General features: G+C 43.1%; 14 protein-coding genes and 1 riboswitch. Of the genes, 7 read left to right on the top strand and 7 right to left on the bottom strand.

Going from position 1 to position 14,393, the window contains the following annotated elements; all coding sequences use genetic code 11:
- Nucleotides 1-103: 103 nt before the first annotated feature.
- The 3 genes from infA to aat all read right to left on the bottom strand — a co-directional run bounded on the left by infA (nt 104) and on the right by aat (nt 1,812).
- Nucleotides 104-322: a translation initiation factor IF-1 gene (infA, locus tag AB4585_RS13425; RefSeq protein WP_001040192.1), complete on the bottom strand. Its 219-nt coding sequence runs from the start codon at nt 320-322 to the stop codon at nt 104-106.
- Between the two features lie 81 nt (nt 323-403).
- Nucleotides 404-1,102 (bottom strand): arginyltransferase, encoded by a 699-nt coding sequence (locus tag AB4585_RS13420; protein WP_065585123.1) that lies wholly within the window; start codon nt 1,100-1,102, stop codon nt 404-406.
- Entirely contained in the window at nt 1,102-1,812 is a 711-nt protein-coding gene (gene aat / locus AB4585_RS13415) for a leucyl/phenylalanyl-tRNA--protein transferase (protein ID WP_017063504.1), read from the bottom strand. Before aat ends, AB4585_RS13420 begins: the two co-directional genes overlap by 1 nt.
- Nucleotides 1,813-1,865: 53 nt before the next feature.
- Between aat and AB4585_RS13410 the strand changes: the two genes are divergently transcribed.
- Complete coding sequence (locus tag AB4585_RS13410; protein WP_004736438.1) at nt 1,866-2,321, top strand: glycine zipper 2TM domain-containing protein; 456 nt, start codon at nt 1,866-1,868, stop codon at nt 2,319-2,321.
- Between the two features lie 162 nt (nt 2,322-2,483).
- Complete coding sequence (aroA, locus tag AB4585_RS13405; protein WP_017062105.1) at nt 2,484-3,764, top strand: 3-phosphoshikimate 1-carboxyvinyltransferase; 1,281 nt, start codon at nt 2,484-2,486, stop codon at nt 3,762-3,764.
- Between the two features lie 61 nt (nt 3,765-3,825).
- On the opposite strand, the gene AB4585_RS13400 is transcribed toward aroA, so the two are convergent.
- Nucleotides 3,826-4,071, bottom strand: a complete 246-nt coding sequence (locus AB4585_RS13400; RefSeq protein WP_017062104.1) for a YciN family protein — start codon at nt 4,069-4,071, stop codon at nt 3,826-3,828.
- A 439-nt stretch (nt 4,072-4,510) separates the two neighbouring features.
- Here AB4585_RS13400 and topA point away from each other — a divergent pair, with 439 nt between their 5' ends.
- The 4 genes from topA to AB4585_RS13380 all read left to right on the top strand — a co-directional run bounded on the left by topA (nt 4,511) and on the right by AB4585_RS13380 (nt 11,422).
- The gene (topA, locus tag AB4585_RS13395) at nt 4,511-7,141 is read left to right on the top strand and encodes a type I DNA topoisomerase (RefSeq protein WP_017067846.1); all 2,631 of its coding nucleotides are present in this window, start codon (nt 4,511-4,513) and stop codon (nt 7,139-7,141) included.
- 524 nt (nt 7,142-7,665) lie between these two features.
- Complete coding sequence (gene glgC / locus AB4585_RS13390) at nt 7,666-8,895, top strand: glucose-1-phosphate adenylyltransferase (RefSeq protein ID WP_080582251.1); 1,230 nt, start codon at nt 7,666-7,668, stop codon at nt 8,893-8,895.
- Complete coding sequence (gene glgA, locus AB4585_RS13385) at nt 8,885-10,339, top strand: glycogen synthase GlgA (RefSeq protein ID WP_017070017.1); 1,455 nt, start codon at nt 8,885-8,887, stop codon at nt 10,337-10,339. Before glgC ends, glgA begins: the two co-directional genes overlap by 11 nt.
- 285 nt (nt 10,340-10,624) lie before the next feature.
- Nucleotides 10,625-11,422, top strand: a complete 798-nt coding sequence (locus AB4585_RS13380) for an alpha/beta fold hydrolase (protein WP_017062100.1) — start codon at nt 10,625-10,627, stop codon at nt 11,420-11,422.
- A gap of 131 nt (nt 11,423-11,553) precedes the next feature.
- Here the strand turns inward: AB4585_RS13380 and AB4585_RS13375 are convergent, their stop codons facing one another.
- Nucleotides 11,554-11,871 carry a DUF2007 domain-containing protein gene (locus AB4585_RS13375; RefSeq protein ID WP_017062099.1) on the bottom strand — a complete coding sequence of 106 codons (318 nt, stop codon included), beginning with the start codon at nt 11,869-11,871 and terminating at the stop codon, nt 11,554-11,556.
- Nucleotides 11,872-11,935: 64 nt separating this feature from the next.
- Nucleotides 11,936-12,616 (bottom strand): TVP38/TMEM64 family protein, encoded by a 681-nt coding sequence (locus AB4585_RS13370; protein WP_017072239.1) that lies wholly within the window; start codon nt 12,614-12,616, stop codon nt 11,936-11,938.
- A gap of 379 nt (nt 12,617-12,995) precedes the next feature.
- Between AB4585_RS13370 and AB4585_RS13365 the strand changes: the two genes are divergently transcribed.
- The gene (locus AB4585_RS13365; RefSeq protein WP_017067843.1) at nt 12,996-13,355 is read left to right on the top strand and encodes a DUF3316 domain-containing protein; all 360 of its coding nucleotides are present in this window, start codon (nt 12,996-12,998) and stop codon (nt 13,353-13,355) included.
- Between the two features lie 96 nt (nt 13,356-13,451).
- On the opposite strand, the gene AB4585_RS13360 is transcribed toward AB4585_RS13365, so the two are convergent.
- Nucleotides 13,452-14,042, bottom strand: a complete 591-nt coding sequence (locus AB4585_RS13360; RefSeq protein WP_004736448.1) for a TfoX/Sxy family DNA transformation protein — start codon at nt 14,040-14,042, stop codon at nt 13,452-13,454.
- A 127-nt stretch (nt 14,043-14,169) separates the two neighbouring features.
- Nucleotides 14,170-14,255, bottom strand: a riboswitch (cyclic di-GMP riboswitch).
- Between the last annotated feature and the right edge of the window lie 138 nt (nt 14,256-14,393).

The following is a 14,393-nucleotide window of genomic DNA, read 5'->3' as shown; positions in this document are numbered from 1 at the left end:
CGAGATGCGAGATGCGAGATTGATGTGCTTGTGTAGTAAAAAGCTCAGGCAATAAAAAACGGAGCCTTAAGCTCCGCTTCTTATTGTATTCGCTAATTAAAAATTAACGAGCACGGAAGACGATGCGGCCTTTAGAAAGGTCGTATGGAGTCATCTCAACAGTTACTTTATCACCAGTAAGAATACGGATGTAGTTCTTACGCATTTTACCAGAGATGTGTGCTGTCACTACGTGACCGTTTTCAAGCTCAACACGGAACATTGTGTTTGGTAGAGTATCAAGGACAGTGCCTTGCATCTCGATTACGTCTTCTTTAGCCATCTAATCCTCTTTCGAAATTTGGCGGTTTTCAACGGCTTGATTGTGCCGTTAAAATCAAAATATGTAAAGTTGTCGCGTATTCTACCCTTGCCACCGCTGATTTACTAGCCTTTGATGACGTTGAAATCGTACTTTATAGTTCATCGCAGGGCATTCATCGATTTGATAACCCAAATATAACCATTGTTTTTGTTCTTTCTGGGCATGTTGGATCTGAAATAGAACGCCAAGTGTTCCCATCGAAATGTCTATATCAGGATCGAAGAAGGTATAAAACGCGCTCGTACAGTGAGCCATGATGTCGGTTACGGCGATACCAACCAACTTGTTCTCATCATAGATGTGCATGAACTTTGTAGTAAGCCACTCATTTTTAGAGAATTGTAGAAACTCTTCTTTCTTGGGTGGGTACATGGTTCCCGAACGGTGACGAGCGGTGATATAGCGACTGTATAAGTCAAACCAGTTGTCATCCATCTCATCTTTCAGTTCCCAACGTAGTGATTTTCCTTTGTTAAGGATCCGTCGTTGGCTTTTGGAAAGCTTAACCTCAGGAATTGAAAGCCGAATCGCTTGGCATGCTGAGCAATTATCGCAATGTGGCTTATAAATGGTTGAACCACTGCGGCGAAATCCATTCGCAAGCAGAACTTCATAGTTATCTGAGGTGTGCATGTGTTCGTCAAGCGTGACCGCCACTCTCTCTTCGAAGTGAGGTAAGTAGCTGCAAGCGTGATTGTCTGTTAATCCAATTCTGATTTGTTGTAAATCTGGATTCATTAAGGCATTTCCTTTAGCCATTGGGTTTTAAAGCATGCATCGTCAACGGAGAACTCTTTGAGTAATTGCAGAGAGCCTAGGAATTCATCCCTATCAACCTCGATAGCGCCCAAGGATTCCAAGTGAGGGTTCATGACTTGGCAATCAATCAGTTGTCCGCCGAATCGGGTAAAGTGTTTACAAAAGTACCACAGCGCAATTTTAGAGGCATTGGTCTTTAGGCTGAACATCGATTCACCGCAAAAGACTTGGCCTCTTTGTAAGCCGTAAAGTCCACCGATCAGTTCATCATCTTGCCAAACCTCAACCGAGTGGCAGAAACCTAATGAAGCGAGTTTGCGGTAGGCTGACTGCATGTCGCTGTTTAGCCAGGTTTCTTCTTCGGGTCTTAGTGAAGAGCAATAACCAATTACTCTGTCCGTCGCTTGGTTGATGCTGACTCGGTAATTGTGCTTTCTTTGAAACTTTTTAAGACTTTTTGACGGTTCGAATGTCTTAGGATTAAATACCGCTCGCGGTGCAGGGCTCCACCAAAGTATAGGCTCACCTGGGCCATACCATGGAAATATACCTTGGCTATAAGCGTTTAAAATTCGCATTGGTGATAAATCACCACCGAAGGCGAGCAGACCGTTGGGGTCATCAAGCGCGTCGAAAGGCGAAGGAAACTCTATACTAGTAGTATCAAGTTCGGTTAGGTATATAGTCATAAGTACCGCATTACAGATTAATCACTGACCAAGAGGTCTTTAGGAGTTTTACCATGAAGAAGTTGCTTTGGATTTTACTTGTTTTGCCCATGTTGGCAAATGCAGCTTACAACAGAAACCAAGCTCGACCAGTAAACGAGGTGGTTTATGGTGAGATTGATACGGTCAGATACATCACTCAGCAAGAGATCGTTGAGTCGAAAGCGAATGGTTGGGAAACCTTGTTAGGTGCGGCGATTGGTGGCTTGATTGGTAACCAGTTTGGCGGCGGCACTGGTAAAGAAGTGGCGACAGCTGTAGGTGCAGTAGCAGGTGCGGGTATTGCTCGTAACCGAGGTAACACACAATATAAAGTAGAGTACAAACTGGTCGAGTTATTGGTCAAAACCAAAGACGACAAGTTGGTCAACATTATCCAAGATGTCGATAACTCGATGCTGTTCAACCGAGGCGATGATGTACGAATTCTCTATTTTTCAGATGGTGTTCGAGTTGATCTCGTGTACTAGTATATAAATACGATTGATTGGCTAATTAATCACCGGTCTGGGCCGGATTAGCTCTGGAGTTCGTTGGAAAAGTTCGTTAGTCTGCAAGTACGAAGAATTATTCATCACCCGAAAATAAATACGCACCAGTGACTTCGGGTGGTACAAGGACTATAAGATTTAATGGAAAGCCTTACGTTACAACCAATTCAAAAAGTGAACGGGGAAGTTAACCTACCTGGTTCAAAAAGCGTTTCCAACCGTGCACTTCTTTTGGCTGCACTTTCTACGGGAACCACTCGCCTAACAAACTTGCTAGACAGTGATGATATTCGTCATATGTTGAATGCATTGACTCAGTTAGGTGTTGATTATCAGTTGTCTGCAGACAAAACCGTTTGTGAAGTGACAGGTGTTGGTGGTGCATTCTCAAGTGACAAAGCCCTAGAGCTTTTCTTAGGTAACGCGGGTACGGCGATGCGTCCGTTGGCGGCTGCACTATGTTTAGGTCGCGGTGAATACGTTCTTACTGGTGAGCCTCGCATGAAAGAGCGCCCAATTGGCCACTTAGTAACAGCACTACGAGAAGCCGGTGCCGACGTTGAATATTTAGAGAACGAAAACTACCCGCCATTGAAGATCACAGGTACCGGTTTGAAGAGCGGTACGGTTTCTATCGACGGTTCGATCTCTAGTCAATTTTTGACGGCATTTTTGATGGCTGCGCCTTTAGCTGAAGGTGAAGTGACCATTAAAATTGACGGTGAATTGGTTTCTAAACCTTACATCGATATTACGCTGCACATCATGAAGCAATTTGGTGTGGACGTGATCAATAATGATTACCAAGAGTTTGTGATTCCTACCGGGCAATCTTACTCGGCACCGGGTGATTTCTTGGTTGAAGGTGATGCATCATCTGCGTCATATTTCCTTGCAGCCGCTGCTATCAAAGGTGGTGAGATTAAGGTCACTGGTATTGGTAAAAACAGTATCCAAGGTGATATCCAATTCGCTGATGCGCTTGAGAAAATGGGTGCGGAAATCGAATGGGGTGACGACTACGTTATTTCTCGTTGTGGCGAGCTGAAAGGCATTGATATGGACTATAACCATATCCCAGATGCTGCGATGACTATCGCGACAACCGCATTGTTTGCGAAAGGCACAACGGCAATCCGTAATGTCTACAACTGGCGTGTGAAAGAGACAGACCGCTTGGCTGCAATGGCAACAGAGCTACGCAAAGTCGGCGCTGAAGTGGAAGAGGGTGAAGATTACATTATTGTTAACCCTGTGGCTGAACTGACTCATGCGGCGATTGATACTTACGATGATCACCGTATGGCGATGTGTTTCTCGCTGGTTGCTTTGAGCGATACGCCTGTGACGATTAATGATCCAGGTTGTACGTCAAAGACATTCCCTGATTATTTCGACAAGCTGAAAATGCTAAGTCTATAAAAATGCTTAGTATGTAAAGGTTTAGGAACAAAAAAGCTTGCCTAAGTGGCAAGCTTTTTAATTATTGCTGAATTGTAAATTCTTTCGAAAGGTGGTGCGCTAAGTATTTAAACATGTTAAATACCGCGGTTGTATTCTCTGTCGGCATTCCATTGCTGTCTAAGAAGTATTCACCTTTGAAGACGAGTACATCGTCTTTTTCTACTACGCTGTTTGCGCGCATGCCTTCAATGTAGTCATCATGTGATTGGATAATTTGGTTTGCGATAAGCAGTAAATCAAATTCTGCTATTACTTTCTTTGTCATGAGTTTATCTCTGATAACTGAATATAACGTTGAGTTTATGGTGTCGAACTAGAAATTCAATGATTTCACAACCGATTAAGAGAGTCTTTTCAAACATCCACAATTTATTTTGTGATTTACGGCAAAAATAATTGAATGGGGCTCGCGTTAGATTCGCGGACAAGCTTAGTATGAGCCCGTTTAGACGTAATGCCTGATGAATAGGCTCTTGCAAGTATTCTTAGTGAGTACTTTATAGCTTCTTTATATTGTGACCCTTTTATCTATGAGTCGTCGAATTGTCGAGCGATCAGATCCAATTTTGAAAAAAGCGGTTGATCTTCTAGTAATCTCGCACAATAGTAAAAAAAGAAGCAATGAATTTAGAATATCATGCGTAAAAGCCCACAAGCTAAATTGTTGGTGCTGAAGCATCGTGATTAAGGACGTTAGAGTCAATATGGGTAAATCGCTCGTTATAGTGGAGTCGCCAGCCAAGGCTAAAACTATCAATAAATATCTTGGCAAAGACTTTGTCGTTAAGTCGAGTGTAGGTCACGTACGTGATTTACCAACGGCAGGTCAAAGTACTGGTCAAAAGGCTGCTGCAGTTTCAACCAAGGGTATGAGCCCAGAAGACAAAGCTCGTATCAAGAAAGAAAAAGATCGCAAAGCTCTTATCAAAAAGATGGGTATCAACCCGTATAAAGAGTGGGAAGCGAACTACCAAATCCTACCTGGTAAAGAGAAAGTCGTCGCTGAATTGCAAAAACTGGCTGAGAACGCAGACCATGTTTATCTCGCAACCGATTTGGACCGCGAAGGAGAAGCTATCGCATGGCACCTTCGTGAGATCATCGGTGGCGATGAAACGCGATACAAGCGAGTGGTTTTTAACGAAATCACCAAGAATGCTATTCAACAAGCTTTCGAAACTCCAGGTGAGCTAAATATTGATGGCGTAAACGCACAACAAGCACGACGTTTTATGGACCGTGTTGTTGGCTTTATGGTGTCACCTCTGCTTTGGAAAAAAGTAGCACGAGGCCTGTCCGCTGGCCGTGTTCAATCAGTAGCGGTAAAACTACTGGTAGAGCGTGAGCGCGAGATCAACGCCTTTATCCCTGAAGAGTTCTGGGATGTGCATGCTGATACTAAAACAGCAGAGAAAACCGACTTTAGACTGCAAGTTGCACAGAAAGACGGTGTTGCGTTTAAACCTGAAAATGAAGCGCAAACACAAGCTGCTGTTAGCGTTTTAGAAAAAGCGCAATACGAAGTATGTAAACGTGAAGACCGCCCAACAAAGAGTAAGCCGTCTGCACCTTACATCACGTCGACGCTGCAACAAGCGGCGAGTACGCGTCTTGGTTATGGCGTAAAGAAAACCATGATGCTGGCTCAACGCCTGTATGAAGCGGGTTACATCACTTATATGCGTACTGATTCAACCAACTTGAGTTCAGAAGCTGTAGAAGCCGCTCGTGAATACATTGGTTCTGAGTACGGCGCGCAATACCTTCCACCTAAAGCTCTTGCATACGGCAGCAAAGAGGGCGCTCAAGAGGCCCACGAAGCGATTCGTCCTTCAAGTGTAGATGTTAAGTCGGAAGATCTAAACGGCGTAGACGCAGACGCACACAAGCTTTACTCGCTAATTTGGAATCAATTCGTAGCGTGTCAAATGACGCCAGCTCAATACGATTCAACGACAGTAAGCGTTAAAGCAGATGAGTACACGTTGAAAGCGAAAGGTCGTATCCTTAAATTTGATGGTTGGACTCGTGTTCAGCGTCCAATGGGCAAGAACGAAGATACGATCCTTCCAGCAGTACAGATCGGCGATAAGCTTGATCTGATTGCGCTAGACCCTAAACAGCACTTCACTAAGCCACCGGCTCGTTTCACTGAAGCGGCGCTAGTTAAAGAGCTTGAGAAGCGTGGTATTGGTCGTCCTTCAACATACGCATCAATCATCTCAACGATTCAAGATCGCGGTTATGTAAAAGTTGAACAGCGTCGTTTCTATGCTGAGAAGATGGGTGAAATTGTTACTGACCGTCTAGATGGCAGCTTCAATGACCTAATGAACTACGACTTCACTGCTCGTATGGAGCAGAAGTTGGACCAAATCGCAGAAGGCGAAGCAAGCTGGAAAGGCGTGCTAGATAACTTCTTCGAAGACTTTACTGGCGATTTGGAAAAAGCAGACTTAGACGAAGACGCTGGTGGCATGAAGCCAAATCATATCGTGGAAACCGATATTGAGTGTCCGACTTGTAGCCGTAAAATGGGTATTCGTACTGCTTCGACAGGCGTATTCCTTGGTTGTTCTGGCTATGCACTTCCACCAAAAGAGCGTTGTAAGACAACAATCAACCTTGGTGATGAAGAAGGCATTATCAACGTGCTTGAAGAAGACGTTGAAACAGCAGCACTTCGAGCTAAAAAGCGTTGTCCTATTTGTGAAACGGCAATGGATGCCTATCTAATCGATGATAAGCGTAAGATGCACGTATGTGGTAACAACCCGAACTGTGAAGGTTATGTGGTTGAGCACGGCGAATTTAAAGTGAAAGGCTACGATGGTCCACTTGTTGAGTGTGACAAGTGTGGTTCTGACATGGTTCTGAAGAACGGTCGTTTTGGTAAATACATGGACTGTACGAGTGAAGATTGTAAGAACACTCGTAAGATTCTGAAAAATGGCGAAGTTGCGCCACCAAAAGAAGACCCGGTGCATTTCCCTGAACTTCCGTGTGAAAATTCAGACGCGTACTTTGTTCTTCGTGATGGTGCTTCTGGTCTATTTATGGCTGCGAGCAACTTCCCTAAATCACGTGAAACACGTGCACCATTAGTGGAAGAGCTGGTTCGTTTTAAAGACCGTATCTCACCTAAGTTCCAATACCTAGCATCAGCGCCAGTTGCTGACCCTGATGGTAAGCCGACAGTGGTTCGTTTTAGTCGTAAGACCAAAGAAAACTACGTGCGTACTGAAGTAGATGGAAAACCGTCCGGTTGGACTGCGTTGTACATCGACGGTAAGTGGGAAGTTACGGATAAGCGTAAAAAGCCTAAAGAGAAATAACTGAACGTTATTGATGAAAAAGCAGCCTAATGGCTGCTTTTTTTTGATCTCAATATGACTAAATATGCAACTTGTTGACCTGGTGTTTCGTCTGCGAGAATTTATTAAATTCACATCGCAAAATAAATAATGCCAATTAATCAGATTTTCTTATGCAACTTTAACGAGAATGTAACTTAATTAAAATATTGTAACTCACAGATCAGCGTTTAGTTGTATACCTGATGTGTGTCGGGTGTTAATGTAATGTTTCGTCTGGACGGTGTAGTGTGAGCTGCTTTAAGTCTTAGGAAAGCAATCAGCTTACGTACCACAGAATGGCGTATTAAAAATTGAATTCGGCCGAAAAGTCGATAACGTATATAAAACCAAGTGCAAAGAATAGTGCACACATAACAACGTTTGGCTTGGGATATTGTCACTGTATGTGAATGGATATTCGCTAAATACCGAAATAAGTGTTGGTGCTCATCCCCCAGAGGAAGATACCTCTACGAGTACTAACATCGACAAGCTATAGATATATGGAGAATAAAATGGCTGGTGTATTGGGAATGATTCTTGCTGGTGGTGAAGGCTCTCGCTTAAGACCTTTAACTGAATCTCGCAGCAAACCCTCGGTTCCTTTCGGTGGTAGTTACCGCTTAATTGATTTCGCTTTGAACAACTTCGTTAATGCTGATCTAATGAAGATCTACGTATTAACACAATTTAAGTCACAGTCACTGTTCCACCATATGAAAAAAGGCTGGAATATCAGTGGCATAACAGACCGTTTTATCGACCCAATTCCTGCGCAAATGCGTAAAGGAAAGCGTTGGTATGAAGGCACAGCAGATGCTATCTACCAAAACATGGGCTTTATGGAGTTGGAAGAACCTGATCAAGTATGTATTTTTGGTTCAGACCATATCTATAAGATGGACATCAAACAGATGCTTGATTTCCATAAAGAGAAGAAAGCGGCTCTAACAGTATCAGCATTGCGCATGCCGCTTGCTGAAGCATCAGAATTCGGTGTTATTGAGGTTGATGCTGACGGCCGTATGATTGGCTTTGAAGAGAAACCTGCAAATCCGAAGTCGATCCCGGGCGATCCAGAATCAGCGCTCGTTTCAATGGGCAACTACGTGTTCGAAGCGAAAGAGCTTTTTGCCGAACTAACGGAAGATGCTGATAGAGAAGGTTCGACACACGATTTCGGCAAAGACATTATTCCAAACATGTTCCCACGTGGTGATGTGTTTGTTTATGATTTCAGCACCAACCGTATTACTGGTGAGAAAGAAGAAGTTTACTGGCGCGATGTAGGTACGATTGACGCGTACTGGCAAGCGCACATGGACCTTCTTAAGAAAGATGCGCCATTCTCGCTATACAACCGTAAATGGCCTCTACACACTTATTACCCGCCACTACCACCAGCTACGTTTACTGATTCGGCAAATGGTCGAATTCAGATCATTGATAGCCTTGTGTGTAGCGGTAGTTATGTACGTGGTTCGCGTATTGAAAAGAGTGTACTGGGCTTCCGCAGCAATATCGCATCAGCGTGTGATATTAGCGAAAGCATCTTACTCGGTGATGTAAAAGTGGGTGAGGGTTGTATCTTGCGCCGCGTTATCATTGATAAAGACGCAGATATCGCACCGGGTACACAGATTGGTGTAAATCTGACAGAAGACAAAAAGCATTACCACGTATCTGACGATGGTGTCGTAGTGATTTCTAAAGGAGCACGAGTTGGTTACTAAGACTCTCTCGGTACTTTTTGTAGCGTCTGAAGTTGAAGGCTTGATTAAAAGTGGTGGCTTGGCTGATGTAGCCAAGGCACTGCCGAAAGCGTTGCAAACACTCGAACAGGACGTTCGAGTGACTATCCCCGCATATAGAAACATTCCAAACATTGATTCAGCAGAAGTTATTTTATCGACTGAACTCGATCATTGGCCTCATACGGCTTATCAAGTTAAAAAACTGAGCGTAGAAGGCGTTCCAGTTTTTGGTATTGAATGTGCCAAGTATTTCGACCGCCCGGAAATGTACGCAGAAAACAATCAAGCTTATGCTGATAACGGAGAGCGCTTCTCGTTCTTTAGTGCAGCCTGTCTTGATATGCTTCCTAAGCTTGGTTTCCAACCGGATATCATTCATGCAAATGACTGGCATACTGGTTTCGTTCCTTTCTTGCTTAAATCGCGTTATCAACAACACGATTTCTTTGAAAATACGCGCAGTGTTATTTCGATTCACAATGCGGTTTTCAAAGGTGTGTTCGCCTACGATGAACTTCAATTCCTGCCAGAGATGCACAGTTACCATGCGCCTGAAGCTTCAGTGAGTGACACTCATGTCACTATGCTAAGAGCTGGAGTGATGTGTGCGGATAAAGTGAACGCAGTAAGTCCTACCTATGCAGAAGAGTTGAAAACGGAATTAGGTAGCCACGGTATGGCTGCAGAATTCCAACACAGATCTGCTGATCTGTTCGGCATTTTGAATGGGTGTGATTATGGGGCTTGGAATCCGGAAACTGATGCTTTCCTTCCTCGTAAATACAAAGCGACCAAGCACAGCATGGCTCGCGGAAAATCAGCTTGTAAGCAAAAACTGCAACAAGATGTAGGTTTACCCGTTGCCGATTGCGCGGTTTATGGCATGGTTTGTCGCTTGACGAATCAAAAAGGTGTTCATTACTTACTGCCTATCATCGAACAGTTTTTGAAAAATGATCTTCAGATCGTGATTGTCGGTACTGGCGATCCGGTTTTGGCGAGTCAATTGAAAGAGCTATCAGCGCTTCACTCAGATAAGTTCTCGTTCGTAGAAGCGTACAATAATGAACTTGCGCACCTGGTTGAAGCAGGCTCTGATTTCTTCTTGATGCCTTCGGAATTTGAACCGTGTGGCTTAAACCAAATCTACAGCATGGCTTACGGTACTTTGCCGATTGTTCGTTCTGTGGGAGGTTTAAAAGACAGCGTGAATGATTACGATGAAGATCCTGAAGTCGCGACTGGGTTTGCTTTTGAAGAGCCAACACCGCAGGCGTTATTGGCTGTGTTACATCGTTCATTACTGCTTTATGCACAAAACCCATCTGAAATTAAGCGTGCTCAGCTTTATGCGATGCAGCAAGATTTTAGTTGGGAAGATGCGGCTAAAGAATACCTAGCTATGTATCATTCAGCATTTTAACTTGTTGACTTAGCTTTAAAATTAGCGGGCGGGCAACAACAGCTCGTAATAAATGAAGGCGCTCTAATTGTTGAGTGCCTTTTTGTTTCCTGGTCAGAGCACATCACGTTTACGAAGACAAAGCTTGCAAACTCATTTTTGTCAGGTAGAAAAGGTGAGGTAGGTATTCACATGACTAATGATAGGTTTGACACTATTATCACTTAAAGTTCTTAATAGCGTGGTATCCTTAGTCATCGCCTCGTGATGAGGCATAGCTCCATTCCAATAATTAAAGCGATAGGTATGTCTGAGAGTTTACTATTTCATAAAACATTTACTCACCCTACGAGCGATGAGTGGGTTGTATTTGTGCATGGCGCAGGAGGCAGTTCCTCCATCTGGTTCAAGCAGATCAAAGCGTATAAACAGCATTTCAACTTACTTCTCATTGATCTGAGAGGGCACGGTAAATCAGACAATATACTTAAAGGGCTGATTTCGAATCGTTATACGTTCAAATCGGTGACGCTTGATATTCTTAAAGTGTTAGACCATCTTAAGATCCGTTCTGCACATTTCGTTGGCATGTCTTTGGGCACGATTATTGTGCGTAACGTTGCCGAACTGGCGGCTGGCCGTGTACGTTCAATGGTACTGGGTGGCGCTGTCACCAAGCTAAACACTCGCTCTCAAGTGTTAATCAAGTTGGGTAACCTCAGCAAGCACATCATTCCTTACATGTGGTTATACAGCCTTTTTGCTTATGTTGTGATGCCACAAAAAAGCCAAAAAGAGTCTCGTCACCTTTTTATCCGCGAAGCCAAAAAACTGTGCCAGAAAGAATTTAAACGCTGGTTTATCTTAACGGCTGATGTAAACCCCTTGATGAAATATTTTAAAGATAGAGAGCTACCAATACCGACTCTTTATTTGATGGGTGAACGTGACTACATGTTTATTAAGCCTGTAAAAGAAATGGTTGCAGCGCATGAATCGAGTGAGCTAGTAGAAATCCCGAATTGTGGACACGTGTGTAACGTGGAAAACCCTGAAGAGTTTAATCAGCGTTCGATTGCGTTTATTCAAAAACAAATTCAGTGATTTTCTAGGCGTGAAATCAAACATGATGAGTTAATCGAATTGAAATAAAAACGGGAAGCTAACTTTAGCTTCCCGTTTTTAATTGGAGGAGGTATCTGACCGAATCGTTCTATCAGGTCACTGAAACCCTGCTATTCAGGTGAGGCAGCACCGCACTGCCAGCAAGAGCCGAATTGCGCTTCGTTGACTTCATGACACTCACCACAACGCCACTCTTCATAGATGATCGAATCTTGCTGCTTTTGGTAGTCATTGACGAGCATGCGAGCTTTACTGGCCAATTCTGGCTCATATAACCATACGTAAGGGTCAGTTTCTTCAGTGAATGGGATTTCCCCCTTTAATCCGAACAACCCCTCACCACGGACTTCACAGGCAATATTCTCGCTTTCTAACAACCCACAGATGATATGAGCTTCTGTCGGATTCGATGCACTGAAGATTTTCATTGAAATAGAACCTTATTCGGCTATCTGTGTTGTTTAGATATTATAAACTATTCTGCTATATACATTATTCAGCTACGGGTGCTGAGCGAAACTTACCCATCAACCATTTAGCCACTATTGGGAATATCCCCAATAATGCAAATGACAATAGTACTGAAGGGGAGACGATGCCCGAAAGTGAATCAATTTCTGCGAGCTGAGTACCAGCATTCAAGAAAACCGCCGTCCCCGGTAACATCCCGATTTGACTCGTAATGTAGTAACGACTCACTGACATCGGTGTTAGACCCATCAATAGGTTGATAAGGAAAAATGGGAATACAGGAATCAGACGCAGAGAAAACAGGTAAAATGCGCCGTCTTTTTCAACCCCCTTGTTAATCGTCGCCAATTTGTCACCAAACTTGGTTTGAATCCAGTCACGCAACAGGTAACGGCTACTTAAGAAAGCTAAGGTCGCACCGATCGCACTTGCGAAAGATACCAGTAGCAAGCTGTTCCAGAAGCCAAATAGCGCGGCCCCTAATAAGGTTACAACAGCGGCACCAGGAATGGAGAAAGCCGTAATCATGACATACGCGACAAAATAGATAGCGGCAGCCGCAATAAAGTTGCTGTCAATGTAGTCATTTAACACAGCTTGTTGGGCCTTAGCATTTTCAAGCGTTAAGTACTGGCCGAAATTGATGCCTAACAAGACGATGGTTACGACCAACACAATACCCAATATCATTTTCTTACTCATTGATACTTCCTCTAAATTTTCAATGCATACCGATAGTATAGATAGACAGGCAAAGCATAGATTAACTTTCACCAGTTAATAAAAAACTATTTGTTCTAGACGATGGATCGGGGGCAAAAAGCTAGCCTAATTGCTTAGTCTTATGTTAGCGACAAGTATTGGCGGAATAGAGGTGGAAAAAGATTCGTTGATTAGAAGGTTGTGACTCTCTGCTAGGGACTTGTTTTGTATGCATTATTTTATTAGCGATAATTTGTACCACGTAAAAAGTAACAAAAATTTGAAAGAGTTTTGGTCTTGGCTCGTTCTATATACGTAACAATCGTGGCATGAAGATTGTTTTAGATAATTATTCAGGCAGACAACTAAGGAGCTAGCTATGAAATTATTATCAATGATTACGGTTATTGCTACAACGGGCCTATTCTCTTTCCAAGCCATGGGATCGGGCGTCTATCACCGTGCGGCTGTTGAGTCTAAAGTATTTAAAGGCGATGTAGTGGCGAGCCAATCACAGGCTTACGAATCTGGAAAAAAAATCTGGATGGATATAAACAGTAAGCGCTCATATGAATTGAGCAAAATCTTACCGCAAGCCTCTGAAAAAGTAGATGTACGCTCGTTTGAAATCAAAAACGGTACCATCAAAGTAAAAGAAATAATGGATTCCTCTGGAGAAATTAACTTCATTCCGATGGTTAAAGTGGATTACAAATACTATTACCGTCCATCTTTTTGAACTCAGTGGTTCAGCTAAACATAAGACTAGTTTTGTCGACATAACTAAGCCGCAGTAAATGCGGCTTAGTTATGTATATAGATTGCACTGACAATGTTAATTGACGCGATTGATAAGCTCTTCGCGACGTTGCTGCGGTATAACAGACCAATGTGTACCATTGATCGCGCCTTCTAGCGCCCAAAGTAGTTCAATACTGACGGAAGACGCATGCGATTCTTTGATGGCGTTAAATGCGTTTACAGAGCCAGATTCATATAAACGTTCGACAGAATCGATCCCTGCCTTTTTCAACATACGCTCGGTAGCGAGTCGAAGATTAGGCAGATCTTTGAGTCGGGTCGGCTTAGCAGAAGACTGCTCAGCTTTTTCTTCTTTAGCAAAACCCAGAGACGTCGTTGCAAGCTGCAAGATTTTCTCTTGGTCTTGCCACAGGCCTTCAGGTAAAGCGAAATATTTAGTAACGACAGGGAAACCACGTTTTTTGTAGACGTACGGTTGAAACCCTTGTTGTTCGAACTGTTTCGTTGTGCATTTGTCTGCTCGTATGTGCAGCTGGTCATTTACAACCAGAGCAAACATAGTGTCATCAGCAAAAAGACCGAAGCCACCAAACATCGAGCGTGATTTTATTTTTCCTAGGGATTCAAATAATTTCATTGAATCCTTTAGTATCGGTTTATCCATGTTATTTATCTCGGTGTATTTGAACTACGCCACCAAATAAGCAGGTCCGAGAGATTAGCAAAATGTTGCAATTAAATTGTCAATAAGCCGTAAATTACTAAATTATTAGTAGTTACTGCATTTTGCCATCGGTAACCCCGCTACCATACCAACGAGTGGTTTAGGCCGGAAGCTTTGCGTCTCACTCTTTCAAGTGATTTGCCCTGTGCGTGACTGATTGAATAGAATAAAGTTTTTGTTGAATGAGGCTCACACTTGTTATTTCAAAATGTGATATTGCTTCAATTAATGATCTTTCATTTATGCATAAGGGTTCATTTGTGTTGTTGATAAAAAAAGGTTCATCGCGGC

It is taken from the genome of Vibrio sp. 10N.222.49.C9, from assembly GCF_041474985.1.
Classification (GTDB): domain Bacteria; phylum Pseudomonadota; class Gammaproteobacteria; order Enterobacterales; family Vibrionaceae; genus Vibrio; species Vibrio crassostreae_C.
This window is presented reverse-complemented; position numbering and strand designations above follow the sequence as displayed.